Annotated in this window: 27 protein-coding genes; 13 read left to right on the top strand and 14 right to left on the bottom strand. The window is 44.8% G+C overall.

The window, feature by feature from the left end; translation table 11 throughout:
• Window positions 1–45 precede the first annotated feature (45 nt).
• Window positions 46–1935, top strand: a complete 1890-nt coding sequence (gene acs / locus KOE27_RS03935) for an acetate--CoA ligase (RefSeq protein WP_215237537.1) — start codon at window positions 46–48, stop codon at window positions 1933–1935.
• 71 nt (window positions 1936–2006) lie between these two features.
• Here acs and KOE27_RS03940 read toward each other — a convergent pair whose 3' ends face one another.
• The 6 genes from KOE27_RS03940 to KOE27_RS03965 all read right to left on the bottom strand — a co-directional run bounded on the left by KOE27_RS03940 (window position 2007) and on the right by KOE27_RS03965 (window position 5853).
• Window positions 2007–2171, bottom strand: a complete 165-nt coding sequence (locus tag KOE27_RS03940; RefSeq protein ID WP_310590054.1) for a FeoB-associated Cys-rich membrane protein — start codon at window positions 2169–2171, stop codon at window positions 2007–2009.
• A gap of 2 nt (window positions 2172–2173) precedes the next feature.
• Window positions 2174–2710, bottom strand: a complete 537-nt coding sequence (locus tag KOE27_RS03945; RefSeq protein ID WP_215238364.1) for a YfiT family bacillithiol transferase — start codon at window positions 2708–2710, stop codon at window positions 2174–2176.
• An 83-nt stretch (window positions 2711–2793) separates the two neighbouring features.
• Entirely contained in the window at window positions 2794–3585 is a 792-nt protein-coding gene (locus KOE27_RS03950) for an inositol monophosphatase family protein (RefSeq protein ID WP_215237539.1), read from the bottom strand.
• Window positions 3582–4835, bottom strand: coding sequence for a lipoprotein N-acyltransferase Lnb domain-containing protein (locus KOE27_RS03955; protein ID WP_229252629.1), 1254 nt, complete (start codon window positions 4833–4835; stop codon window positions 3582–3584). Before KOE27_RS03955 ends, KOE27_RS03950 begins: the two co-directional genes overlap by 4 nt.
• A gap of 1 nt (window position 4836) precedes the next feature.
• Window positions 4837–5529 (bottom strand): 16S rRNA (cytidine(1402)-2'-O)-methyltransferase, encoded by a 693-nt coding sequence (gene rsmI, locus KOE27_RS03960; RefSeq protein ID WP_215237540.1) that lies wholly within the window; start codon window positions 5527–5529, stop codon window positions 4837–4839.
• 81 nt (window positions 5530–5610) lie between these two features.
• Entirely contained in the window at window positions 5611–5853 is a 243-nt protein-coding gene (locus KOE27_RS03965; protein WP_215237541.1) for a 4a-hydroxytetrahydrobiopterin dehydratase, read from the bottom strand.
• A 291-nt stretch (window positions 5854–6144) separates the two neighbouring features.
• On the opposite strand from KOE27_RS03965, the gene KOE27_RS03970 reads away from it, so the two are divergent.
• The 3 genes from KOE27_RS03970 to KOE27_RS03980 are packed head-to-tail and all read left to right on the top strand — an operon-like array spanning window position 6145 to window position 8060.
• A complete protein-coding gene (locus KOE27_RS03970; RefSeq protein ID WP_215237542.1) occupies window positions 6145–6573 on the top strand; it encodes an OsmC family protein in 429 nt (142 codons plus the stop codon).
• 24 nt (window positions 6574–6597) lie between these two features.
• Window positions 6598–7419 carry a thymidylate synthase gene (locus tag KOE27_RS03975; RefSeq protein WP_215237543.1) on the top strand — a complete coding sequence of 274 codons (822 nt, stop codon included), beginning with the start codon at window positions 6598–6600 and terminating at the stop codon, window positions 7417–7419.
• Between the two features lie 32 nt (window positions 7420–7451).
• Window positions 7452–8060, top strand: a complete 609-nt coding sequence (locus tag KOE27_RS03980; RefSeq protein ID WP_215237544.1) for a trimeric intracellular cation channel family protein — start codon at window positions 7452–7454, stop codon at window positions 8058–8060.
• Window positions 8061–8103: 43 nt separating this feature from the next.
• Here the strand turns inward: KOE27_RS03980 and KOE27_RS03985 are convergent, their stop codons facing one another.
• Window positions 8104–9009: a DUF2911 domain-containing protein gene (locus KOE27_RS03985; protein ID WP_215237545.1), complete on the bottom strand. Its 906-nt coding sequence runs from the start codon at window positions 9007–9009 to the stop codon at window positions 8104–8106.
• 74 nt (window positions 9010–9083) lie between these two features.
• Between KOE27_RS03985 and KOE27_RS03990 the strand changes: the two genes are divergently transcribed.
• Window positions 9084–9620: an NUDIX hydrolase gene (locus KOE27_RS03990; RefSeq protein ID WP_215237546.1), complete on the top strand. Its 537-nt coding sequence runs from the start codon at window positions 9084–9086 to the stop codon at window positions 9618–9620.
• A 53-nt stretch (window positions 9621–9673) separates the two neighbouring features.
• On the opposite strand, the gene KOE27_RS03995 is transcribed toward KOE27_RS03990, so the two are convergent.
• From KOE27_RS03995 to KOE27_RS04025, 7 genes are all read right to left on the bottom strand, one after another.
• The gene (locus KOE27_RS03995) at window positions 9674–11341 is read right to left on the bottom strand and encodes a S8 family peptidase (protein WP_215237547.1); all 1668 of its coding nucleotides are present in this window, start codon (window positions 11339–11341) and stop codon (window positions 9674–9676) included.
• Window positions 11338–12018, bottom strand: a complete 681-nt coding sequence (locus KOE27_RS04000) for a hypothetical protein (protein WP_215237548.1) — start codon at window positions 12016–12018, stop codon at window positions 11338–11340. Before KOE27_RS04000 ends, KOE27_RS03995 begins: the two co-directional genes overlap by 4 nt.
• Window positions 12019–12071: 53 nt before the next feature.
• Window positions 12072–13661, bottom strand: a complete 1590-nt coding sequence (locus tag KOE27_RS04005; RefSeq protein WP_215237549.1) for an FMN-binding glutamate synthase family protein — start codon at window positions 13659–13661, stop codon at window positions 12072–12074.
• A gap of 138 nt (window positions 13662–13799) precedes the next feature.
• Complete coding sequence (locus tag KOE27_RS04010) at window positions 13800–15041, bottom strand: 3-phosphoshikimate 1-carboxyvinyltransferase (protein ID WP_215237550.1); 1242 nt, start codon at window positions 15039–15041, stop codon at window positions 13800–13802.
• A gap of 67 nt (window positions 15042–15108) precedes the next feature.
• Window positions 15109–15723 (bottom strand): hypothetical protein, encoded by a 615-nt coding sequence (locus KOE27_RS04015; RefSeq protein WP_215237551.1) that lies wholly within the window; start codon window positions 15721–15723, stop codon window positions 15109–15111.
• Window positions 15724–16077: 354 nt separating this feature from the next.
• The gene (locus tag KOE27_RS04020; protein ID WP_215237552.1) at window positions 16078–16551 is read right to left on the bottom strand and encodes a hypothetical protein; all 474 of its coding nucleotides are present in this window, start codon (window positions 16549–16551) and stop codon (window positions 16078–16080) included.
• A gap of 627 nt (window positions 16552–17178) precedes the next feature.
• Entirely contained in the window at window positions 17179–17814 is a 636-nt protein-coding gene (locus KOE27_RS04025) for a DUF502 domain-containing protein (RefSeq protein ID WP_215237553.1), read from the bottom strand.
• Between the two features lie 248 nt (window positions 17815–18062).
• On the opposite strand from KOE27_RS04025, the gene KOE27_RS04030 reads away from it, so the two are divergent.
• The 8 genes from KOE27_RS04030 to KOE27_RS04065 all read left to right on the top strand — a co-directional run bounded on the left by KOE27_RS04030 (window position 18063) and on the right by KOE27_RS04065 (window position 26804).
• Window positions 18063–19142 carry an Ldh family oxidoreductase gene (locus tag KOE27_RS04030; protein WP_215237554.1) on the top strand — a complete coding sequence of 360 codons (1080 nt, stop codon included), beginning with the start codon at window positions 18063–18065 and terminating at the stop codon, window positions 19140–19142.
• A gap of 86 nt (window positions 19143–19228) precedes the next feature.
• Window positions 19229–20266 carry an endolytic transglycosylase MltG gene (gene mltG / locus KOE27_RS04035; RefSeq protein WP_215237555.1) on the top strand — a complete coding sequence of 346 codons (1038 nt, stop codon included), beginning with the start codon at window positions 19229–19231 and terminating at the stop codon, window positions 20264–20266.
• 45 nt (window positions 20267–20311) lie between these two features.
• Window positions 20312–20725, top strand: a complete 414-nt coding sequence (locus tag KOE27_RS04040; RefSeq protein ID WP_215237556.1) for an acyl-CoA thioesterase — start codon at window positions 20312–20314, stop codon at window positions 20723–20725.
• 8 nt (window positions 20726–20733) lie between these two features.
• Window positions 20734–21657, top strand: a complete 924-nt coding sequence (locus KOE27_RS04045) for a YihY/virulence factor BrkB family protein (protein ID WP_215237557.1) — start codon at window positions 20734–20736, stop codon at window positions 21655–21657.
• Window positions 21658–21784: 127 nt separating this feature from the next.
• On the top strand, window positions 21785–22798 hold the full coding sequence (locus KOE27_RS04050; RefSeq protein ID WP_215237558.1) for a glycosyltransferase: 1014 nt from the start codon (window positions 21785–21787) through the stop codon (window positions 22796–22798).
• Between the two features lie 7 nt (window positions 22799–22805).
• Complete coding sequence (locus KOE27_RS04055) at window positions 22806–23432, top strand: L-threonylcarbamoyladenylate synthase (RefSeq protein WP_215237559.1); 627 nt, start codon at window positions 22806–22808, stop codon at window positions 23430–23432.
• 104 nt (window positions 23433–23536) lie between these two features.
• Entirely contained in the window at window positions 23537–24190 is a 654-nt protein-coding gene (locus KOE27_RS04060) for a WbqC family protein (RefSeq protein ID WP_229252630.1), read from the top strand.
• Between the two features lie 73 nt (window positions 24191–24263).
• On the top strand, window positions 24264–26804 hold the full coding sequence (locus tag KOE27_RS04065; protein WP_215237561.1) for an ATP-dependent Clp protease ATP-binding subunit: 2541 nt from the start codon (window positions 24264–24266) through the stop codon (window positions 26802–26804).
• The last annotated feature ends 123 nt before the right edge of the window (window positions 26805–26927 follow it).

Genomic DNA, 26927 nt, shown 5'->3' on the forward strand with positions numbered 1-26927 from the left:
ATTGGCGGCCAAAAGCCTATTTCCCTAAGTTAACCTTTATTTATTATGAGAATTAAGACCTTTGAAGAGTATCAGGTCGCCTACAATCAAAGTGTAGAAGATCCCGAAGGTTTTTGGGCAGAGATTGCTCAGCAATTTAAATGGCGCAAACCATGGAAGAAAGTATTGAGCTGGGATTTCAGGGAAGCCAATACAAAGTGGTTTGAAGGTGGTGAAATGAATATCACGGAGAATGCGTTGGACCGGCATCTGGAAGAAAGAGGTGATCAGGTGGCACTGATTTGGGAACCCAATGATCCTGAAGATGACGCGGTGAAAATAACGTATCGGATGCTTCATGACCAGGTCTGCAGATTTGCCAATGTGCTTAAAAAACATGGAGTAAAAAAGGGAGACAGAGTCTGTATATATCTGCCGATGGTTCCTGAACTTTCCGTTGCCGTGCTGGCATGTGCGCGTATCGGAGCCATCCACTCGGTTGTTTTCGGAGGGTTTTCTGCGAAGTCTATTGCAGACAGGATTAATGATGCACAGTGTACGATGGTGATCACTTCGGATGGGGCGTTCCGCGGACCTAAGGTGATACCTATGAAAGAAACCGTGGATAATGCGCTTGAGCTTTGTTCCAGTGTAAAGAATGTGATCGTGATGACCCGGACCAGAACCCCAGTTTCTATGCTGAAAGGACGGGATATGTGGTGGGAAGATGAGGTGAAACTTGTTGATTCTGTGTGTCCTGCTGAGCCAATGGATTCGGAAGATACCTTGTTCATCCTTTATACTTCCGGATCAACCGGCAAGCCTAAAGGGGTGGTGCATACTTGTGGCGGTTATATGATTTTTGCGACCTATACCTTCACCAACGTTTTCCAGTACGAACCCGGAGAAATTCATTTCTGTACGGCTGACATTGGCTGGATCACGGGGCACAGTTACATTGTGTACGGGCCGTTGTGTTCCGGAGCAACTTCGGTTATTTTTGAAGGAGTACCTACGTATCCCGATGCCAGCCGTTTCTGGCAGATCGTGGCCAAGCACAAGGTGAATATTCTTTATACGGCTCCGACGGCAATCCGCTCCCTGATGAGTTTCGGGTTACATTTTGTAAAAGATCATGATCTGTCGTCTCTTACAAAACTGGGTTCTGTAGGTGAGCCTATTAATGAAGAAGCATGGCATTGGTTTAAACAGCATATCGGAGCCAATCAGTGCCCGCTCGTGGATACCTGGTGGCAAACGGAGACGGGAGGTATTATGATTTCGCCTCTGGCGGGGATAACACCTGAAAAGCCTACTTACGCCACACTGCCATTGCCGGGTATTCAACCGGTACTTGTGGATGAAACAGGTAATCTGATCGAAGGCAATGACGTAAGCGGTAATCTTTGTATCAAATTTCCATGGCCTGGAATTATTCGGACTACCTACGGAGACCACGAACGCTGCAAGCAGACTTATTTTTCTACATATCCGGGTATGTATTTTACGGGGGATGGCTGTCTGCGTGATGAGGATGGTTATTACCGGATCACAGGTCGTGTCGATGACGTTTTGAATGTATCGGGGCACAGGATTGGGACGGCAGAAGTGGAGAACGCCATCAATATGCACCTTGGTGTGGTGGAGTCCGCAGTGGTAGGTTATCCGCACGAGATCAAAGGGCAGGGAATTTATGCCTATGTAATTTCCGACAACCGGCCGGCAGATCCGGAAATGTTCAGAAAAGATATCTCAGCTACGGTTTCGCGGATTATCGGACCCATTGCAAAACCTGATAAAATTCAGTTTGTGAGCGGTTTGCCAAAAACACGTTCCGGCAAAATCATGAGACGAATCCTGCGTAAGATATCGGAAGGTGAAATGGATAGCCTGGGAGATGTCTCTACCTTGCTTGATCCGGGAGTGGTGGATGATATCAAAAGAGGAGCATTGTAATATCCCATAAATGAAAAGCCGCGGCGAAATTGAGTTTTCAATTCCGACGCGGCTTTTACTATACTGATAGATTATATTTTTACTGCTTTGCCTGCTGCACATCCGCACCCCTTGGCGCATCCCCCGCTTTTGGTTTTACTGACTGCCTTGTATGCTCTCCACCCGGCATAGCTGACCGCAGCCATAAACAGCAGTAAAACGATGATTTGTTGTGCGACCATGCCCAGTAAACACATTGTTACGACCAATTGTTCCTGGCTGCCAGCTGAAATGCATGCTGATAATGATGCTCGCTGTGCCAGGCATAATGGGCCACTACCTCATCCAATCTTACTGTCTTTTGGCTTCCAGGATGAAAATAGGTTCTGGCCAGATCGTTTTCATCCAAAGAATTCATAAGCAGCACCCACCGCAAATGCACGTACCTGATGAGCTGTAAAGACAGTTCCACGGGTGCTGTTTGAGCATCCGGAAGTTCAGCCCAGAGGCCTTCTTCATAGGGCTTTATGGTGGGATTGTCCTCCGTCAGCGCCAGGCGAAACCGGGTATATGCATTGATATGGCTGTCCGCAACATGATGTACCAGTTGTCTGACGGTCCAGCCGCCAGGGCGGTAAGCCATATTCAGTTTGTCTGAATCCCAGCTACCCAGCAGATTAATAAACTTCGAAGGTAAGGCGCTGATGATCTGAATATTACTTTTAACCTCAGCGGCTGAGTAACTGCTCTGTGGCTCGAACCGTCCGATCGGGTATTTTAATTGTTCCAGCTCCATATTTTGTGATTCCAAAATCCAGCTCTATTAAAATCTGAAAGATATGTATTTTTATAAAATTTCCCAGTATTGTGCAGTATTTGTCAGAAATTATCTCTTATCGTGGTCATCAGTTCGGCATGGGCTCCGGACGCCGCAATGATATCTCCTCCAAAAAGATAATTATCCCCGCCGTTAAAATCAGTCACAATTCCCCCGGCTTCTTTGATCAGCAGAACCCCTGCCGCCATATCCCAGGAATTGAGATTATATTCGTAGAACCCATCGAACCTTCCAGCCGCCACATAGGCCAGATCCACGGCGGCAGCGCCCATACGCCTGATCCCGTGCGTTTTTTGCATGAGCAGTTCAAGAATATACATATACCTTTTCTGCTTTTCAAACTTGTAATAAGGGAAGCCGGTTGCGATAAGTCCCTCCTGCAGGGAAGTTACACCTGATACGCTTAGTCTGTTGCCGTTACACCAGGCTCCTCCGCCTTTCCAGCCCGAAAACATTTCGTCCAGACTGGGCTGGTGAATTACGCCGATCAGTAATTCTTTCCCCCGGGCCAATCCAACGCTTACACAATAGGCAGGAATGCCATGGATGAAGTTGGTGGTACCATCCAATGGATCAATAATCCAGTTGAGTGCAGTGGGGTCGGGCTCCTTCCCGGTAGTACCTTCTTCTGTAATAAAACTCGCTTCCGGCAGTATTTTACTGAGACCAGCCACCAGCAGTTTTTCTGTTTCTTTATCTACATACGAAACCAGGTTGTTCAGGTCCTTGTATTCTATTTTATCACGTGAAAACAATGCTGCCTCTTGTTGAATAAATGCGGACGCCTGCCTCACTAATTCTACGGTTTGTTGGGTTAGTAATTCCAGATTCATGCCACTTGGGATCCCGTTCCGGGGATTTTTGATAATGAATTATTTATGTAATAAACCCGTGCCGCAAGTATTAACAGAATCGGTATCACCACCAGATTATGTTTGGCAAGGTTTCCTGTTGCGCAAAGTAAGAGAAATCCATATAAAATCAAGAAATATTGAAACCAAGCCGGTTTTTTACTTTTTGATAAAAATAATATCACCGGCATCCAGAGTGGAAAGGCCCAAAGGACATCGTAGTTGTTGGCAGTAACCCCGTGGTTGGTTGCAAACCAAAGTAGTATGAGTATCCAGCCTGCCAGACCCACGATGGAAAACAGTATTTTATCCACTGCAAAATTGACTTTCTCCTTTTTGATCTGCCAATAGGTGAAAGCAAGAATCAAAACAGCCAGCGTCCAGAACACTACTTTAGGGGTGAAAATGATCTCCTGAATAACAGGGCTGGCTTCGTAAATGACGGAGTCGGAGCTTACCAGCGGAAGTGTTTGGTTCCCTGACCTTACCTTGGCGGCGGCGAATGCGGCGCGGAGGTTATCCGGCAAAAAAGTGGCCTGTTCCGGAGTGGCAATTTCATCGGATGGGGTACCTATTGCAAGGTCCATAGCGAAATCTGCCCAGGGGTTCTGTTTATAAGCATACTTGTCGATCCACTGCCTGAAACTTAATTTTTCACCGGTATATCCCGTGTATATCAGACTGTCTCCACATGCTGCGCGCAAGGCGGTGGTCATTCTTGTGGCACAGTTGTCATAGAAAAATTTATACTGATATTGCCGGTTCTGTGGCAGGTAATTATTTTCAAGAAACTGGTACAATCTATCTTTTTGAGGGGCAGAAAGATTCAATAATTGTGCCGAAATGGAGCGGTTCTCTTCCCGGTAAAATTCCTCCTGCAGATAGAAAGGGGAAACAGATAAGGTGTAGGGAAGCGTCCCGCGTAGAAATTTCAAATAAAAATTTGATTCAAAACTGCTGAAGGTACCATAGTTATAAGCCCGGTCCACACCTGTCCGGGGATCCGAAATCCAGAGTATACTATGCCCGAAGCCGGAATATAACTCCTGACCGGGCCCAACGGTAACCAGACTTACACGGGCTTCGGGACTGAGTTGCTGGGCGTGCGAATTTTGTTTCAGTCCCAAAAATAAGAGCAGATAGGTAAAGCAAACCAGTGGATTGAATCCTGGCAGATATGTTCTTCGAATGGAAAGAATTGAAGGTTGTTCAGGCATTTGAGGGTTTTTCATATCAGTCTTCAGAGGATTTTTTCAGATTGGGCTTACCACTGAGTATTATCACTATTTCTCCTTTAACGGTTTTTGAAGCATAAAATTCGGAAACTTCCTGTAAAGTACCCCGGGTGTTTTCCTCAAATATTTTACTCAATTCCCGCGAAACACATACCTGCCTGTCGGCTCCGAAGTATTCCGAAAACTGCTGCAGCGCTTTCACCAGCCGATGAGGGGACTCGTAAAAAATCATGGTTCTTTCTTCCTCCGCCAGATTTTGCAGCCGGGTTTGTCTTCCTTTTTTATGCGGAAGGAAGCCTTCAAAGGTAAAGCGGTCGCTGGGCAAACCGGAGTTTACCAAAGCCGGGACAAATGCGGTAGGGCCGGGGAGGCATTCAACCGTAATTCCTTCCTTGATACATTCGCGAACCAGCAAAAAGCCAGGGTCCGAAACGGCAGGAGTACCCGCGTCGGACACCAGCGCCATGGTTTCTCCTTTTTTAATGCGTTCTACCACACGAGCTACCGTTTGGTGCTCATTGTGAATATGATAGCTGAGCATCGGCTTGCTGATCCCGAGATGTTTCAATAAATTCCCCGATGTGCGCGTATCTTCCGCCAGTACCACATCGGCTGTTTTCAGTACGTTAATAGCACGAAGGGTAATGTCTTCAAGGTTACCGATGGGGGTAGGAACAATGTAAAGCTTCATTCAGGTATACTAACTTGGGTAAACAATTGTGATCAAAAGTTTACGGATGATGAACGGGTGGATAAGACATAAGTGACCTCTTTACCGATATTTTTCGGCAATTGTGTCAATGGCGCTGGCGAGCTTTTTATCTTTATCCGATACCTTATCTCCTGCGTCATGCGTGGTCAGTTCAAAAGTTACCTGGTTATAAACATTAGACCACCAGGGGTGATGATCCATCTCGTCCACTGTTTTTGCAACTTCTGACATAAATAAAAATGCTTCTTTAAAATCCCGGAACCGGAAATTCTTTTTCAGTTTGTCATCTTCTTCCTTCCACATAGCATTTAATTTTATGATTAACAGAACCGGTTAAAAGTCAATTTACTTATAATCAGAACGATATATTTGAAGGGCGAAGATTTCTCTCTTTGTCCGACATCGTTCAGAAAATACCCGGTCGTCTTATTTAAACGAATATACAAGTATCTGTTCTGTTTTTAAATTTATAGGGAAAATAGCCCGGACGGCATGGATCAAGTATATTTGAACTTTATAAAGAATATGTTCATTATTAGGATATCCTTGGAGGTTTAACCGCCCGGATTAATATTAACAGTAAGTAATTTTGAGATGAAAATTGAAATGGTTCGCGTGGATGACGGCTTTCACTTTGAAGGCACCGGTTCATCAGAAGTAAAAGTTCACACCGACGGCTCGCCCGAAATAGGTGGAAAAAATGCCGGTGTAAGACCGATGGAATTGCTGTTGATGGGATTAGCAAGCTGTAGTGCCATAGACGTGGTGCTGGTTTTGAAAAAACAACGTCAGGATATTACCGATTTCAGAATTGTTGCTGAAGGTGAAAGAGTACAGGAAGAAAATACGCAGCGCAAACCTTTTCGTAACATACACCTCACTTTCAAATTTGCAGGCAATGCGCTGGACGAAAATAAGATCAACAGGGCCATAGCACTTTCGATGGAAAAGTATTGTTCGGCAACCGCCCAGCTGGAAGCGCTTGCAACCATCACGCATAGTGTGGAGATCGCTACGGTTTAAAAACTTTCAATCAGGCAGATATCAATGCAACAATATCACGATTTGCTTCGCCATATTCTGAATAATGGTGTTAAAAAGACAGACCGAACGGGGACGGGTACCATCAGTGTATTCGGTTACCAGATGCGGTTTAACCTGAAGGACGGTTTCCCGCTGGTTACTACAAAAAAAGTACATACCAAATCGATCATCCATGAGTTGCTCTGGTTTTTGAAAGGAGATACCAACATTGCCTATCTCAAAGAAAACGGCGTGTCGATATGGGATGAGTGGGCTGATGAAAACGGAGACCTGGGGCCGGTTTACGGCAAGCAGTGGCGCAGCTGGGAAGGTATCGACGGGAAGTCTGTGGATCAGCTGCAGACGGTGTTACACCAGCTGAAAACCACGCCTGATTCGCGCCGTATAATCGTTTCCGCCTGGAATCCCTCGGAATTGCCATTGATGAAGTTGCACCCTTGCCACGCCCTTTTTCAGTTTTATGTGGCACCCCCGGATACGGCCGCAGGGGAGACCCGCGGGAAACTTTCCTGCCAGCTCTACCAGCGCAGTGCGGATGTTTTTTTGGGTGTGCCGTTTAACATTGCCAGTTATGCCCTGCTCACGATGATGATAGCCCAGGAATGTGAACTGGACCTTGGGGACTTCATCTGGACAGGAGGTGATACGCATATCTATCTTAACCATCTCGATCAGGTGGAGTTGCAGCTGAGCAGGGAGCCAAGGCCTCTTCCGGTAATGAAAATAAACGAGGCGGTAAAAAGTATCTTCGACTTTAAATTTGAGGATTTTGAATTGGTAAATTATAACCCATGGCCTGGAATTAAGGCGCCGGTGGCAGTTTAGTATTACAAAAAGGCTTTCTGCCTGACTATCCTATGAGTATCCAGTATGTGCTCGAAATAATCGGTACCTTCTCTTTTGCTATATCAGGTGCCCTTGCGGTGAGAGACCAGAAACACCAGGACTGGTTTAGTGCTACTTTTACGGCTTTTATATCCTCCATAGGAGGAGGAACGCTCCGCGATATTTTGCTCGATAGTTATCCGCTGGTGTGGGTAAGGGATATTGCGATTATTTATGCGATTGTTGCGGGAGTTATAACCACTTTTGTTTTCTACAGATATCTGATCAGGCTCAGGAAAACACTTTTCTTTTTCGATACCTGGGGAATTGCGCTTTTTACCATTGTAGGTACCGAAAAGGCTCTGCATCTGGGTGTACGGCCTGAAATAGCTGCTATTATGGGCGTTTTTTCTGCTGTGATGGGAGGGGTGATCCGGGATGTGATGACCAATGAAATCCCTATCATTTACCGGAAGGAAGTATATGCTACGGCCTGTCTGGCCGGTGCTTGCTGTTATCTTCTGCTGGATAAGGTGGGTGTTGAAAGAAATACCGCTTTTATAGCGGCTTCACTTGTGATTATAGTTCTGCGCATTTTGGCGGTACGCTATCAGTGGAGTGTTCCCAGGTTTTTTAGATAAAAGCGAGCGGGTTGTTTTAACATCTCCCGCCCGCTTTTAGTCTCTATTTCTTTTTCTTTCCTTTTGCTCCCGACACTGCCGGTTTGTCCGACGCTATTTTTGCCTGAAACTCGGCAATCCCTTTTTCAATCTGCCCTTTAAAAAAGCTGTAAGAGGCTTCTCCTGAAGAGGCTCCCAACGCAAGCGCTCTTTGCGCTACCGGCAAGGCTTCTGCATTTTTGCCAAGTTTACCCAATATCTGTGCTTTCAGCCACAAGTTAGAAAACGACTCTTTCAGGCCGATCGCTTTGTCGACCAGTGCAAGGGCTTGTGGCAAGTCCTTGCCTTTTGAAGCCAAATAACCCGCTGTACTTTGTAATACGGCTACATCCTCAGGTTTTTCAGCTACTGCTTTATTCAGGGCGGTTAGGGTCAGGTCCTGGGTGTTGACAAGCAACGGAACCGAAACAGAAACCGAAGACCATGAAAGGATGAAATTGGCGGTACTATCAGTAATATTTGAAAAACGGATATCGAACGTTTCGTTAAATTCCGCAGACTGAGGAGCCACTGAAATCCTGGCCACGTCATCTGCCTGTTTGTAAGTCTCAGTTCCCTGCGTATAATTTTTATTTAAAATTACAGTCCAGGCTCCTCCGGATGGAATAGATAAAAGTGCATATTTGCCGGCAGGAACGGTGCGCCCTCCAAAAATGAACTCGGTACTGGATTCAAAAGTGGTAGGCATATTGGCTCCTGTACGCCATAATTGATTATAGGGAGCGAGCAAGGAGTTGTCGCCGAAAACGGTTCTTCCTTTAAGACTGGGACGGGAATATTTTACAGTGAAATCGGTTACGCCGACGGTCTGCATAATACTGGCACCCGGGCTTAGCTGAGGCGTACGCTGTGCGATGGAGGTTACGGCTAGTCCGGTTATCAAAGCAATGGAAAACAGGTATTTTTTCATTTTGTGAAGTAATGAATTTGGGTTGTGTATTTAAACAGCAGTGAAATTAGAATGAAAATGTCAGATAGCCTACAATGAATAGAAACAGTTTGATTTCGATGCTCCTGGCGTACACGCCGACGGAAGGAGAGGAAGCGCGGATGTATGATGATACACTAGACTTTATTGTCAATCATGAATCCTGTTTCGAGCGGACACTTGCGGTGGGTCACGTTACGGCCTCGGGGTGGGTCGTCTCTCCCGGGCGCGACAAGGCACTATTGATGCATCACCGCAAGCTGGACCGCTGGTTTCAGCCCGGAGGGCATTGTGATGGAGACGCCGATGTAATGAGGGTGGCCGAAAAGGAAGTGAGGGAAGAAACGGGCCTGCTTTTTTTTAAGCTGGTCCGTCCCGCTGTCTTTGACTTGGATGTACATCAGATTCCTGCTAACCCGAAAGATCAGGCACATTACCATTACGATATCCGTTTTCTTTTCGAGGCCGATCCGGATGCATTGCTGGCCGTTAACGGCGAGGCTAAATCACTGGAATGGATTGCGCTGGATCAGATTGCCGGCTACAATAATTCTGAATCCATTATGAGGATGGTGAGGAAAAGCAGTTTGTAGTTTTGGTTGAATAGGGCAATGATGAGGCAGTGGGCGGTTTGCTGTTTAGACGTTTATTTTTTTACAAACCGGACCACGCGTATTGCTTTCCCGATACCAACTTCCAAAAGATAGAGTCCGCTGCCGGTTGCTGGTGTGCTAATGGTAGTTTCTTCTGTAAGGATCCCCTCGGACACGGACACCATAGTACCCGCTTGATCCCTTACTCTGAATGTTGCTCTTCTGCCTGTTAAAGTAACGGGTACTTTCAGTATGATGTTACCGGAAACCGGATTGGGAGCAATTATCATGGAGCCCAGAAGGTCTGGTTCGGTTCCGAGTAGAGTATAATCTTTTTGTATAACTTCTTCGGCGGCTACAATGCCTGGCACACCATAACCCAGAAAGAAATCCGGTTTAGGGGCTTGGTTTCCTGATTTTTTGAGGACATCAATAATCTGTCCTGCGTTTAGCGACGGATGGGCCTGCCAGAGAATGGCGGCCAGGCCAGCTATCTGAGGCGAAGCAAAGGAAGTGCCGCTTGCTGTAGATGCCGATCCGGTACCCAAATTATTGCCGACCACCGTTCCGGCTCCAACGGCAGCAACATCAGGTTTGATCAATCCGACGGCATTGGGACCTATGGAACTGAGAGGAGCATAACTTTTATCATAATTGCAAGCTCCCACAGTTAATACCGAATCTACATCTGCCGGTGCAGTGATATATCTCCATTGATTATTGCCTTCATTTCCGGCGGCATTTACCACCAATATCCCTGCGCGACAGGCAAACTTCGCTGCTCTTGAAATGATGGTGGTTTTACCATCCATGTCCTGATAGGTATGGTTGTAGGCAGGTGTATTAAATTCGTTTTCAAATTCAAAATATCCCAGCGACGTGTTGATGACATCAACCCCCAGGCTATCGGCCCTTTCTGCGGCGATAAGCCAGGTTACTTCTTCGTAAGGGGTTTCGGTAGCGTTGTTTTCGGTGCGGTACAGCACATAGGCCGCTTTGTAAGAAACACCCACCAAACTGCCTGGCTGATAGGCTGCCATGGTGGAAAGTACTGCGTTGCCGTGCCAGTGGTCGTCATAAACATCATTGTTTCTGGCAATAAAGTCATACGTCTCAATGACCCTTTTCTCATCATATAAATGTTTGAGATACCCAAGCTCGTTGCTACGATTAAAACCAGCATCGAATACCCCTATGAGCATGCCTTCTCCATGAAATCCCTTTTTGTGCAGTACATCTGCACCGAGCATCACCAGTTGGTTACGCATGGCGCCATAATCCAGGTCTTCGGTCGTTCCGAACTTGTTTGCGGAAGCCTTTATCCGGCCTACTCCAAGCGCATTGGCAGACGAAACAGGATTATTAAGCTCGGTGCTTTTATAAAAGGAAAGTTTTTTAATGCTCTCCAGCTGTGTATCGGATGCTTCAACGACGACGCCGTTAAACCAGCGTGAGGAGTAAATAACCTTTCCGCCCGTCTGATTCACAGCGGCAATGTAAGACGGGTTCACGGGCAGGTCATTAACCGTGACGGATATATTCTGTTTGGTACGCCTTAAAACGGCTCTTTCTGATAAAAATTCCAATGGTTTGGAAACTGAAAACGGCGTATTTGCTTTGTCTTTAAACAAGACAAAATAACGTGGATGTGCCTGGGCATAAATACCGGGGCTTTTCAGAATGAAAATTGAAATAGAGAAAAGTAAAACGTATTTTTTCATTTTCCGTAACTTTTAAGTGTGCTTATTTCTTCCCAACCCGAATTGATAATCCCTTTTCCTACGCAGTCCGGGGTATTGCAATATTGAACAAATGTCCTTTCTCTTCGGATCAGCCCAATTCCTTTGGCGAATACCTCCACATATCTGCGTTTAGATACTAATGTTGAATCGTTCTGCCTTACAATGGTAACCGTTTCGGGAAAATTTTCCTTTATCGTATGATACGCAATTCCAACGCCCGTGGTTTCAAAAAAACGTTCTCCTTTTGAATTATATTGGTTTCCATCCCAGACATTATGATCTGCAAGCGGAAATATCATCCTCACAATAATATCACCGTTTTCGTGTCCTAAAATCTCATCCGTAGTTTTCCATATTGTAGCAATGGAATCCGTATTCCATTGCTGGGCTTTTTGAGTTGCGAATTCAACTTTGTAAATGATCTGGCCGGTTACATCTTTGAAGGAATCGCCAATCATTTCGCGCTGAAGATACTGAATTGATTGCGGATCCTGTCCGATGGCATATATTTTTTTGGTGACATCAAATTCACCATATATTCCCGACTGAATTGGGAAGTACTCATAGCCAATCTGTGGAGCAGGGACTTTATTGGAAGTACAGCCTAACCCTAAAATAACGATTCCTGTAAATAAAATGGGTATAATCAATTTCATAAACAGTCGGGCTTTTGCAGGTTAAAAATAATACCGGATAATATTTAAAACGATCAGGCCAGCTCCCCTATTTCTTTCTTTTTACCTCCGAGATAAGGAGATTTCAGCAGGGTCTCGATACTGGTAAAGGGGACTGCGGTTTTCTGGTATCCGTAACTGTCCGCAAGGCACTGCGTTTTATTATCTCCCAAGGAAATGTCGATATCGTTCATCGTAAACTGCGAGGGATGCTCGTAACCGGCAGCATTCGTAATCTCGACAATTTCTTTTGAAAGTGTTTTTACATAATTATGAAAACGTTCACTTTTTAACGTCGGGTCAATACCGGCTTCCAGCCATTTGTTGTTTGTCGCAATTCCTGTGGGGCAGCGGTTGGTATGGCATGATTGGGCCTGTATGCAGCCGATAGCCAGCATGGCCTCCCGGGCTACATTAATGATATCCGCTCCCATGGCAAAAGCCATAATGGCCTGGTCGGGCAGGCCTAATTTCCCGGAGGCTATAAAAGTAATTTTGTCGCTAAGATTTCGCTTCTGAAATATTTTATAAACTGTGGTAAAGGCATGTACCAGTGGCAGGGCAACGTGGTCTGCAAAGGAAGGTGGCGCTGCACCGGTACCGCCCTCTCCTCCATCTATTGTTATGAAATCGGGCCCGGTTCCGGATTCTGCCATAAGGTCCGCGAGTTCTTCCCACATATCGGTTTTGCCAACCGCCGATTTAATACCCACTGGTAAGCCAGTAGCTTCTGCCATTTTTTCGATAAAAGTGATCATCCCCTTCACGTCCGAAAAGGCGCTGTGATAGGGAGGCGACACCACGTCTTTCCCCATCGGAACGTGGCGTATGGCTGCAATTTCAGCTGTGATTTTGCTGGCCGGCAATACGCCTCCTTTTCCTGGTTTGGCGCCCTGTGAAAGTTTAAGTTCGATCATCCTTACAAAAGGATTTTCTTCGCACATCCTGACGAGCTTTTCCATTACAAAATTTCCGTCGTCATCTCTCACACCGAAATAGGAAGTTCCCATGTTGAAAACCACATCCGCCCCGAATTTGTGGTAAGGCGAAAGCCCCCCTTCTCCGGTATTGTGATAATTACCAAACAGAAAAGATCCTTTATTTAACGATTCGATTGCCCGGGCCGAGAGAGAACCAAAGCTCATAGCACTCACATTCACCACGGAGCGAGGCTGAAAAGGCCGTTTCCGATGATGGTATGCACCAATGACCTTGGCGGAGGGGATGGTGTAATGCTCGGCACTGTTTCCGTTAACCGCATGATGGGGGTGTGTGGCTGGAAGCCTGAATGGTAGCATGGCGGGTTTTATAAAAACATAACCAGCCTGCTGAATATCCTGGTCTGTCCCAAAACCCTGGTAGTTATTTTCCTTTTTGGAAGAAGCATATATCCATGAACGCTGTCTGCGGTTGAAAGGAAGTTCTTCGCGATTGTTGGCAACAATATACTGCCTGAGTTCGGGACCTATCATTTCGATCATATATCTGAAATGTCCTACGATCGGGAAGTTGTGCAGAATCGTATGTTTCCTTTGTAAAATATCACGCAGGGCGATGAGTGCAAGCAAGAGTACCACGATGTACACCCATACAGGTATATAGGAAAGAATGGTAATCAAAATCATAGTTCCTTTTTTATGTTGACGACGTGTACTTAGAAATTCCCAGGATCATTACAAATTTTTCGTGATAAGGCACAGAACGTTATGTAATTACAAATCCTGTTGCCTAGTACATACCATACTGGCCTATTCCTGTTTAAATCATCCTTCACTCACCTCTTCCCAGGAGGTAACCTTGGCCAGGTCGTTCCAGTAACCTGGGTATGACTTCACCACCACTCCGGGTTCTTCAATAGTGATCGGATAAATCATTCCAACCGGGGCAAATGCCATAGCCATCCGGTGGTCATCATAGGTATGAATGGAAGGGATGGCGTCCGGCCTTTCCGCAACTTTTCTAACCTGGTAAAGATGATTCGTTTCAATTTCCACGAGCTCAGCTCCCAGTTTTTTCAGTTCCTGCTGCAAGGCAAAAATCCTGTCGGTTTCTTTGATCTTAAGACTTTCCACACCTGTCATCGACAGAGGGATATCTTTTAATGCGCAGCATACGGCAACGGTCTGCGCAAGGTCGGGACAATCGGTAAAGTCCCAGCTCAGGGAAGTTTGTGGAGATATCTTTTTGAGTTTTACACCTCTTTCCGTAAATGTACTTTCAACGCCAAGCACAGCCATGATTTCAGCGATGGCGCTGTCTCCTTGCAGGGAATCCTCCTTTAAGCCAAGTAGTTCCACTTCGGCGTCATCCGCCAGGGCCACAATGCTATACCAGTAGCTTGCCCCTGACCAGTCGGATTCTATGGCATAGGGCTTGGGCTGATACTGGTGCGGAGGAATATGAAGTGTATTGGTTTCCCAGGATGCTTCATAGGTAATTCCGAAGTAGGCCATTTGTTTCAGTGTCATTTCAATATAGGGTCGCGAACCCACCTCGCCTTCCAGCTTAATGGTTATTCCCGATGGGAGAGCAGGGGCAATCAGCAAAAGGGCCGAGATGTACTGGCTGCTCACATTTCCCTTGATACTCACCTCATTTTTGCCCGAGTAATTGAAACCACTTAATTTTAAGGGCGGGTATCCCTCATTTTTTTCGTAGGTAATATCAGCGCCCAGGATACGCAGCGCATCCACCAGGATACCAATCGGTCGCTCGCACATGCGAGGCGTGCCGGTCATTATTTTGTTCTGGCCGGTTACAGCAAAATACGCTGTTAAAAACCGCATGGTTGTTCCTGCGTCAATCACATCGGCGATGGTATCCTCTGAATGCAGCAAACGAAGCATTGTTTGGGAATCTCTGGCTTCAGATACATTCGAAAGTTCACTTTGGAAGCCGGTCAGTGCATTAATGATCAATGCCCGGTTACATTCACTTTTTGAAGCTGCGAGTTTGATTTCGGCACGAACAGGGTTTTGGGGCGGATGTACAAGAATGGATTTCACTGTAATAAATTCGTAATCTTTAAAATAAATAAATTGGGAGATCTGCGTTGGGGTTCAGGAGCTCCGGTTAATAAGTTTCCAAAACCTTGAGTTTATTTTTCCCGTTAATTTTGAGAGAAGAGAATGATAGTTTGTAACAGATGAAGCCGGCAGCTATAAACGCTCCTCCAACCGCAATGGAAGAAGCGTCGGTGGTGAATCTTTTGTTATCAATACCACGGTTGAAAAAATCTGCACCTATATAAATCAGTCCCGCCAGAGGCAGTAACGGCGCAGCTTGTGTAACAAAAGGGATTCTTCTGGATACTTTCAGAAGCCTTACCTCTTTTAGTGGTATTTCCTGATATTCGGTTCTGCCTACGGCATCATTAACCGTGACGATTGTAAAGGAGGAATCGGTGACGGAGGCAATGGTTTCATTAAAACGGATGGTTTCGTTTTTCATCCTGAACTTGATCTGATCACCAGGAAAAAACCGGTATCGGTGGAAACCTCCTATCGTAGGTGACGCATCTAATACAAGGTATTTCTGGCCTGGCTGCGAAATGATACGGTTGGCATTGCTATTTTTTTGAAAGAGTTCTTCGCTGGAAAGCGCCTTGGTTCGGTCGTAATGATCCTGGGCCAGAAGCGGGGATACCCTGAGAAGAAATAGGGTGGCAATTATCAGTACTTGTTTCATATCGGAAAAGAATACGTCAAAGATAGGGAATCATTCTTTAAACGGGCACAACTGATGTATTGTTGCTCCTTTTACTCTCTTCGTACGGATTCCCCGGGAAAGCCATTTTTCTCTTTTTTCCGCTGCTCACCGTTTCTGTCCCGATTCGGTGATATAGTGGCAGTGGTTAGCCCTCTGTTAAGCTTTATTGTAGGTGTAAATTGCTGTAAATCTGAGTCTTATTTTGTTTTGTAACTATTGTCTGCCCACTGGCTGTCCGGTAAAAAAATAAAGATCCGCTCTGAAGGAAACCGGAGCGGATCTTTATTTTTAATAATTTTCTAATGAAATCGTTTATGCTGCCGATCAAATATTTCAGGCGTTTTCAACAGCTGTTTTTGGCTTACGGCCACGTGGTTTGCCGGTATATGCGGGCTTTACAATAGAATCACTTAAATCAAGCTCGTATCCGTTTACACCATCCTCATAATCAAATGTGGATATTGTAAATGTGTATTTATTGTCGGCGAAATCAATTCCTCCTTTTTTAAGTATTATTGCTAATGGAATCACGTAACCTCTTCCGCTGCGGATTAATTCAAAAACTCCGCCTTCGTCCGATGAAGTGGGTATCAGGTATAGCGATTTTAGTTTTCTTTTACCTTCCTGGCTGCCAATTTTAAATTTGGTGGTTTCAGGATCCAGGCCGAGCTGTTCAAGGGTTTTTAACGGAAGAACCAATTTCCCTGTGCCGGAAATATAGCCTGTTGGCTTCGGTTGTTCTGCTACCTTTTCTGTTTTTTCACTGTTCTCTTCAGGAGAGAAAAATCTGATGGCTTTAATTTTCATAAAATATTAATGGGTTTTGATTGGGTTGCTTTTGACAAACTTACGAAATAATTATTGATTCAATAAAATAGAATTAGGATTTTAATATCTGCGCATATTAAAAAACTGTAAATCACTATATTTTAATATTTTAAATTAATGATATTTTAATTAGTTCAAACAAATAAGGAATACTTTTCGCGTAGCTATATTGCTCATAAAGTAGCATTTGATTCAGTAATCAAAAGAGGAGGTTTCCTGTTTTATTTTACCAATTATAATATCTATTTATGTTCCTCCACGGTTAATTATAATATATTATCAGAATATCTCTCACGGGTTTAATGGGGAATTAAAGATGTACATCGTTAAATGATCCTCGTTCTGTTGGAAGCATAATTTAATCGAGCAAACCGCAGGGAAGCAAAAAGGAAAAGTTATGAATGTTTATAATAGTTGTTAATTGGTTACATATTTTTTACTGCCGGTAATTATTCGGGATACGTAAAATAATGGTGGGAATATTATTTAAGCCAGAGGGCATAACAATCCCTGGCCCTGACTAATAACGTCGAGCCATTACATTTGAAGGTGGTTAAATCCGAAATGGGGAAATGCAGGTTTGGGACGATTGAGTGAGCTTCTTTTTTAGTCTTCCTTTTGATTTTCTTCTGGAACTTCCTCTCTGGATACTTTCATAGAAACTCCGCCGGAAACCAGCATTTTCATGATGTCCGTAGAAAGAGCATCTATCGGAGTAACATTGTCTTTGGGAACAATGTATAATTCGCCGGAAAGCGCGTAGGAGAATGGCATATAAACCGCCACATGATCTGCAATGTGAAGCTGGCTGAGATCCGACTGGGTTATGAATCCTATCTTTTTGATTCCCGTATCTTTATACATGGTCACCAAAACCGGCTGGTTGAATTTCTTTTTGTCACCAACAAAAGCAAGGATCAGGTCTTTGATGGAATAGTAGATCAGGCTGACCAGCGGGATGCGGCGCATGATACTTTCTGTAAATCTGAAAAAAGATTGCGGAACAATGGTGGAGAAGAAAAACCCCAGCAAAATAATCCCTCCCAGGATGATCAGTACCCCGAGGCCGGGAAGGTAAACTGTCTGCTGATCTGATATGGGAATATTGATCGGAATAATATTGTCCAGAAACTCAATGGCACTCCAGATAATCAGTAGGGTAACATACAATGGTGCCACCAGCACAAGCCCTCTGATGAAGTAACTGAGCAGCCTTTTTAGAAATCTGTTTCTGAGTTCCATTACTGATAGTGTGAAACTGGTATTGTTAAATTAATGCTGAGTAAACTTACGTATATGCTACGGATTTTTAACGGATTTGGTTCATAAATTGTGCAATAGATAAGAGTCTTTTTATAACAAATCGCATATCCTTTCCGTCAGATATTGTAAGCTGAGAATTGAATACGGATATTTGCACTTCTTCCGGTGCTGAATATAATTTAAAATGTAACCGGAGATAATCAATCAAAGGGAATTACTGACCATATATGTACCAGGCCGGATATTTAAAGGAATTTACAGAAAGTGTTTTTTTAGCCATCGGATGTAATCCGGCGGATGCCGAGTTGGCCGCCAGGGTTTTGATCAGTGCCGACTTGCGCGGGGTGGATTCTCATGGGATAGCGAGGCTGGCCGGGTATGTGAGGTTATACGATAACGGAAGGCTTAATCCGAACCCGGATATTAAAATTGTGTACGAGACACCAAGTACGGCCGTGGTGGACGGAGATAAGGGCCTGGGCCTGGTGGTAGCACCCAAGGCCATGGAAATAGCGATGGAAAAGGCCGAAAAGGTGGGCTCCGGCTGGGTTTCGGTCCGTAACTCCAACCATTTTGGAATTGCGGGCTATCATGCGATGCTGGCTCTGCAGAAAGATATGATCGGGTGGACGATGACGAACGCCGCCCCACTGGTAACCCCCACTTTTTCACTTGATAAAATGTTGGGTACTAATCCTATTGCCGTAGCTGTTCCTGCCAGTGAAGAGCCTCCGTTTGTGGCGGACTTTGCCTCTACGGCAGTGGCTTACGGGAAATTTGAAATACTTCAGCGAAAAGGATTGCCAGCGCCATTGGGGTGGGCCCAGGACGCGGATGGAAATGTAACAACGGATTCTAATACGGTTAAAAGCGGCGGTGGTTTGCTGCCGCTGGGCTCAGACCGGGAGCATGGCAGTCATAAAGGATACGGGCTCGGGGCAATTGTAGATATCTTTTCCGGGGTTTTATCCGGTGCTAATTTCGGGCCCTGGGTACCTCCGTTTGCAACTGCGGGCTTTATGTCGGCACAGGAAGGTGTGGGGCTGGGTACCGGGCATTTTCTTGGAGCTATGCGGGTGGATGGCTTCAGGCCCGCGGCAGATTTTAAAAGTGATATGGATAAATGGATCAGGGCTTTCCGAGGGGCACGTGCGGTGGAAGGACAGCAAGTACTTATTCCGGGTGATCCTGAACGGGAAATGGAAGAGATAAGATCAAAAGAGGGAATTGACTTACTTCAGCCCGTTGTTTTGTCGCTCAATGAGCTTGCGAAACGTTTCGGTATTGCCTTTAAACCAGAACTTTAAAGTAGGAAAACGGATAGATCCGGTATATAAAATTAAGATAGATAGTAATATACAGCAACTGGCTGGGAAACAAAAAACAGATTTTCATGTCTCGAAATTTCAAAATAGGAGTGTTTATCACCCTGGCGATCCTCACAACAACATTTACCTTTTATTTCTGGCAAATTTTCAAAACGCCTAATATCCAGGTGGACAAGCAAACAAGCTTTGCCTTGCTGATTCCCGAGGGAGGTACCTACGAACAAGTTTTGGATTCTCTCAATAAACATGATGTCATTACGGATCAGATATCTTTCCGGTTTCTGGCCAAGTTTCTCAAATATCCCGAGAAAGTGAAGGCCGGGCGTTACGTATTGAAGCCAAATACGAGCAACTACAATGCGATCAAAAAGCTGGTATCTGGAAGTCAGGATGCGGTAAAACTTACCTTTAATAACATCAGGCTGAAGGATGACCTGATCAGGAGAATCGGAAATAAATTTGAGTTTGGAGAAGATGCATTCCGTAAAGCACTAAACGATCCGGAGGTTTGCAGAAAATATGGCCTCGATACTTTAACCATCGTATCCATGTTTTTGCCAAATACCTATGAGGTTTTCTGGACCACCGGAACAGAAAAATTCCTGGACCGCATGCACAGCGAATACAAAAAGTACTGGAATGAACAACGTCTGGCCAAAGCTGCGGCCATTGGGCTGACGCCCGTGCAAGTCTCCGTTCTGGCGAGTATTGTGGAAGAAGAACAGGCCAGAAAGGTGGATGAAAGGCCAAAAGTAGCCGGCCTGTATATCAATCGCCTGCATGCCGGCATGCCATTACAGGCTGATCCGACCATAAAATTTGCATTACAGGATTTTGCCATAAAAAGGATACTGAACGATCAGCTCAGGATCAGCTCACCTTATAATACTTATGTGAACACGGGTTTGCCTCCTGGCCCTATTCGGGTGGCCGACTTCAAATCGCTGGATGCAGTTTTAGATTACGAAAAGCATGATTACATCTATATGTGTGCCAAGGCAGATCTGTCTGGATATCATGCATTTGCTACCAATTATGCGGATCATCTGAATAATGCCAGAATGTACCAGGCTGAGCTGAACCGTCTGAAAATCATGAAATAGCCTGCGCCTTAGGGTTCCAGAAGGCAGTTAAAAATCTGAATGAACATGTTTACATATGAAGTAAAGGGGATCAGGGTTCGTTATGCAGATACCGATCAGATGGGTTATGTGTATTACGGGAACTATGCCCGTTATTATGAAATTGGAAGGGTAGAGGCACTCCGAAGCCTGGGTTATCATTACAAAGCTATGGAGGACGAAGGTGTCATGATGCCGGTTTATGAAAACCGATCCAAATATCTCAAACCGGCTCGTTATGATGACGAACTGACGATTAAGGTCACTATTCCGAAGCTTCCCTCGGCCCGAGTTGTTTTTCAGTATGAGATCAGTAATCAGGAAGGCGTTCTACTGAATTCAGGGGAAACCACACTGGTGTTTCAGCGCCGCGACAACGGGAAACTTTGTTTTGCTCCGGAGCCATTACTGGAAAAACTAAGGTCCTACTATCACCAATAATTCCCGTTATGGTTGAAAACCTTTTGAAAAGCCGCCAGGTCAGGCAATTTATCCAATGGCTGAAACAAACCAGTTTTTTAAGAGGAACCGTATCCCTTTATGACATTCTGATCAACATTGTAAGGAGCAACAGAAAATTTGATATTGACCAGCGGGCATCGGCCGTGGCTTACAATTTCACGCTGGCGTCTTTTCCTGCCGTCATTTTCTTGTTTACCCTTATCCCGTACATACCGGTTGCCGATCTGGATAAGCAGATTATGGAATTGTTGCGGGATATCATTCCTCAGGGTATTTACAAAGAGGTGAATCATACCATACTGGATATTGTCAGCAGGCCCCGCAAGGGTATTCTTTCGCTGGGTTTTATTTTTGCGATGATTGCTTCCACCAATGGGATGATGTCCCTAATGAAATCATTTGATATGATATTCGGAGAAAGGACGGGACGCGGATTTTTGAAAACCAGGGCGGTAGCCACCATGCTGACGTTACTTCTGGTCGCAGTAATTTTTGTTTCCGTAATTTTGCTGGTGGTCGGCGATGCTGTCATGAGCTTCGTCAGTAACTGGAGCATCATTAAAGACAGCACACTGATCGTCATCCTGAATGTTTCGAGATATGCGGTCAGTTTTGGAGCGATGATGCTGGCAATTTCACTCATTTATCGTTTCGCTCCTACCAATGGACGGGATTTTTCCTTTGTGAACGCAGGGGCCATGGTTGCTACCATTCTCATACTTGTTTCAACTTTTGGTTTTTCTTTTTACCTGTCCAATTTCAGTTCCTATAATAAATTGTACGGTTCCATAGGCACGCTGATAGCGCTGATGATCTGGCTTTATTTGTTGGCCTTTCTGCTCATATTGGGCTTTGAGATCAATGCCAGCATCTCCACGGAGAAAAATAAGGTCAGAAAGGCGGCTCATTAAAGTACCGTATAATAAATTGGATGATACAACTGGATAGGTGTTCTCTAAATTTGTGACTACAGGTGTAGAACTTCGTATAAAAGATACGTCGTCAAATTGGCGCAACTGTGTTAACAGAGAACGAAAAATGAGTGAAGGAAGGCCCCTGGTCACCGTGATTCTGACAACCTATAATCAGGCTGAATTTGTAGGAGAAACACTGCTGTCCGTTATAGGTCAGTCATATCCCCATATACAGCTGATCATTATCGACAATGCAAGCCAGGATGGTACAGTGGCTAAAATAGAAGCCTTTTTGGAAGAGCATCCGGTAGCAGGTTTTACCCGGAATTCGTCCAACGCGGGTTTGTGCAAGGCGTTTAACACGGGCCTCGCATCCGCAGAGGGCAAATATGTCATAGATTTGTCAGGGGACGATATCATGCTTCCGGACCGTATTGAAAAACAGGTTGCGGCCTTTGAGAAACTGCCTGATCACTTCGTGGTTGTTTTTTCCAACGCGCGCTATCTAAGTGCTGCCGGGGAGGTACTCCATCATCATTATCAGACAGGAAAGGACGGGAAAGCCGTCGGTTTTGTGCCTCAAGGGGATGTTTATAAACAGGTACTTGAGAAATATTTCATCTGCACCCCCACCATGATGATGCGCACGCACATTCTCAGACAGATTGGCGGATATGACGAGACACTCAGTTTTGAGGATTTTGATTTCTGGGTGCGTACCTCGGTTAAATATTATTATCACTATGTTGATGAGGTACTGACCTACAAGCGGATCACGCCAAATTCACTGGGAACGCAGGTGATCTGCAAGGGCAGCGGAATACTTGATTCCTGTTATACCGTTTGTAATAAAGCCTACGATCTCAACCGTGACCAGGAGGAATTTGACCTTTTGGCGCACCGGATCCGGTCGTTCATCCGAAAGTGCTGGTACGCTCAGGAATTTGAACTCGCAATAAAATTCAGGAGACTGCTCAACTACATTGAAAATCCTGGTTTACAAACCGAACTGATCGTTTTTTTGTGCAGGCTGCATATACCGATCAATGGCCTGTATCGTTTTTATCTGAGAAACATTCAAAAAACAGGACATTCCCGAAAGGATTTGGCGTTTAGGTTTGTTAGTACAGAAAGTTAAATTTCTAATGTCAGCTGAATTTATCAGAATTTACCCGGAAAATCCGGACGAAAGAAGGCTTAGGCAGGTTGTAGAATGCCTGAAAGACGGAGGCCTGGTCATTTATCCCACCGATACGGTTTATGGCCTTGGCTGCGATATTTACAATACCCGGGCCGTTGAAAAAATTGCCAGGATCAAAGGAATAAAACCTCAGAAAAACGACTTCTCTTTCATTTGCTACGATCTCAGCCACATTGCCGATTACGCACGTGTGAGCAACAGTGCTTTTAAGGTGATGAAAAAGGTGCTTCCAGGACCCTATACCTTCATTCTGGACGCAACCAACAATGTTCCGAAACTGTTAAATACCAATAAAAAAACAGTCGGTATCCGGGTCCCGGATAATAATATTCCCAGGCTTATAGTCAAGCAGTTAGGCAACCCGATCGTAACAACTTCCATTAAAGACGATGATGAGGTTATCGAATATTCTACGGATCCGGAACTGATCTACGAAAAATTTCAACACCAGGTAGATATTGTCATTGACGGAGGGTACGGAGGGAATATCGGCTCAACAATTGTGCTTGCCAATTCGGACGAATTTGAGATCATCCGGGAGGGACTGGGTGATACAAGTGTTTTTCTCTGATACTTAAATTGTAATGATCGGAGTTGCGATTGCATTTAACTATTGAGGCTAAATAATTGTTATTAATTTTTTGATAATATCATAACCCTTCGCCATATTTGATAGTGACGGATACAATCAATGATACCGACAGGCTGAAAGAAGTGCAGATTGAGCTGCAGTATCTTCCCTGCCTGGAATACTTTGCCTGCCTCTTAAATTTTGACAGGATCTGGATAGATACGGAGGAGAGGTATATAAAGCAGACATACCGCAACCGGTGTAATGTACTGACTACGAATAAAATTGATACCCTAACTGTGCCTGTGATCAAGTATCAGCAGGGGGCACTGACCAAAGATATTAAAATTGACTACGGGCAGGATTGGGTGAGAAGGCACTGGGGATGTTTACAGTCGGCATACGGGCGATCTCCTTTTTTTGAATACTACTCAACGGAATTTGAAGCTGTATATGCCAGAAAACCGGCATATCTCGTGGACCTTAATTATGATTTATTGACAATTTGTCTTAGATTGGTAGGGGTAAAGAAAGAGATAAGGTACAAAATGTCAGGTGCGGAAATCAGTCCAATCGCTATTAAAAACGAAATTTCGGCCATAAACAATAAAAAAACAGGTGCTGGATACAAATACTATGTGCCAAAACCTTATTATCAGACCTTCGGGAACGATTTTGTGGAGAATCTCAGCATCGTTGATTTGATATTTAATACCGGGCCTGAATCGCGGCTTATATTATTAGAATCTCTGAAATGACAATCATGCTATTTTGAACAAACAGAGCCAAACTAGCGTTAAGCATATTAAGACACATTTTTTATTGCTGCACATGGAAGCAAAATTTTCGAATAGAGTGAAAGAAGTAATTTCCCTTAGCCGGGAAGAAGCTTTACGGCTTGGGCATGATTACATAGGTGCCGAACACTTGTTATTAGGAATGATACGTGAGGGCGATGGAATTGCAATAGGTTTGTTGAAGAAACTGGGTGTTTCATTGGACGACGTACGGCAGACCATAGAGCAGGCTACCAAAGGAGCTGCTACCAATAATGTTAAAAATCTTCAGAATATTCCTCTCACACGCCAGTCGGAGAAAGTTTTGAAAATTACATACCTGGAAGCAAAAATATTCAAAAGCCCTCTGATAGGAACGGAGCATTTGCTGCTGTCCATTCTTCGTGATGAAGATAACGTAGGTACCCAAATCTTACATAAGTTTAATGTTAACTACGAAGTCATTAAAGAGATGTTAGAATATCAATCATCAGGAACCCGGCCTAATATGGGCCCGGAAACGGAAGACGGAGATGATGAAGCCAGAGGCGGAATGTTTGGAGGAGGAAGTGGTTCTTCATCAGGAAAAGAATCTAAAGGTGCGGAAAAATCTCGTACCCCGGTTTTAGATAATTTTGGACGTGATTTGACCAAGATGGCGGAAGTCGGTAAACTTGATCCGATTGTTGGCCGCGAAAAGGAAATCGAACGTGTTGCGCAGATATTAAGCCGCAGGAAGAAAAATAACCCGATTTTGATCGGTGAGCCAGGGGTAGGTAAGACGGCAATTGCTGAAGGTCTTGCCTTGCGAATTGTTCAGAAAAAGGTATCCCGTGTCCTTTTTGGAAAACGGGTTGTTACACTTGACCTTGCTTCACTGGTAGCCGGTACCAAATACCGAGGTCAGTTTGAAGAACGTATGAAAGCAGTCATGAACGAGCTGGAAAAATCTCCGGATGTTATCCTTTTCATTGACGAGCTGCATACGATTGTAGGTGCAGGTGGTGCTTCGGGTTCCCTTGACGCTTCCAATATGTTCAAGCCGGCTTTGTCACGCGGAGAAATCCAGTGTATAGGTGCCACCACGTTGGATGAGTATCGCCAGTATATCGAAAAAGACGGTGCATTGGCACGTCGTTTCCAGATGGTTATGGTAGATGCTACTTCTATTGAAGAAACCGTTCAGATCCTTAACAATATCAAGGATAAGTACGAAGATCATCACCACGTTAACTATACACCGGAGGCATTGAGTTCGGCGGTAAAACTGTCGGAACGTTACATTACGGATCGCTTCCTTCCCGACAAGGCTATTGATGTGATGGATGAAGTAGGTGCCCGCGTGCACATCAGCAACATCACGGTGCCAGAGGATATTCTCATGCTGGAGGAGCAGATTGAGAATATCAAACAGGAGAAAAACCGCGTTGTTAAAAGCCAGAAATATGAAGAGGCAGCGCAACTCCGGGATCGTGAAAAGAAATTGATCGATCAGTTGGAACGCGCTAAAATTGCATGGGAGGAAGAAACCAAGCAAAAACGATATACGGTTACAGAACAGAATGTTGCCGAGGTCGTAGCGATGATGACGGGCATTCCCGTTACCAATGTTTCTCTTGACGAGGGCAAGAAGCTACTGAATATGGCCGATGAGCTCAAAAGCAGGGTGATAGGCCAGAATCCGCCGATTGAGAAACTGGTGAAGGCGATTCAAAGAACAAGGGTTGGGTTAAAGGATCCTAAAAAGCCGATAGGTTCATTCATATTCCTGGGACCTACTGGTGTGGGTAAAACCGAACTGGCAAAAGTACTTGCTACCTATCTTTTTGATAAGGACGATGCCCTTGTCAGAATTGATATGAGTGAATACATGGAGAAATTCAGTGTGTCAAGGCTGGTGGGGGCTCCTCCGGGATATGTAGGATACGAAGAAGGAGGTCAGCTGACCGAAAAGATCCGCAGAAAGCCTTACAGTGTCGTTCTACTGGATGAGATCGAAAAAGCGCACCCGGATGTATTCAATATCCTGTTACAAGTCCTTGACGACGGTATATTGACAGATGGTTTAGGCCGTCGAGTGGATTTTCGGAATACCATCATCATCATGACTTCCAATATTGGAGCGCGTGATTTGAAAGATTTTGGAACCGGCATAGGTTTCTCAACAAGAGCCAAAGCCGACAATCAGGATGAAATCATGAAAGGTACCATCCAAAGTGCCCTTCGGAAAGCATTCTCACCTGAATTTTTGAACCGCCTGGATGATGTGATCGTGTTCAATTCTCTGCAGAGAGAAGATCTTCACCAAATCATTGATATCTCATTGGGCAAGTTGTTCAGCAGAGTGAAAGGCTTGGGTTACGATATCGAACTGACGATTGCGGCGAAGGACTTTCTGTCAGAGAAAGGATATGATCCCCAATACGGCGCCCGTCCTCTGAACAGAGCCATCCAGAAATATCTTGAAGATCCCGTAGCAGAAGAAATTCTGAAGGGTGATCTGAGAGAAGGAGATGTGCTGGTGGCTGATCATCAGGAAAAGGGAGAGGAACTTGTCATCTCAGTGCGTAAAAAGGAGGAAGAGCTGGCGAATTAGTCAGACTATAAATAAATAAGCATTAAAGGGCAAACTTCGTAAGAGGTTTGTCTTTTTTTGTTGTAGTATTTATCGGTGGGATTCTACGGCAGTCTGTTACTCTGAAATCCATTGTTCGTCTAA

Origin of the sequence: Dyadobacter sp. CECT 9275 (assembly GCF_907164905.1) — a bacterium.
In the GTDB taxonomy this organism is placed as follows: domain Bacteria; phylum Bacteroidota; class Bacteroidia; order Cytophagales; family Spirosomataceae; genus Dyadobacter; species Dyadobacter helix.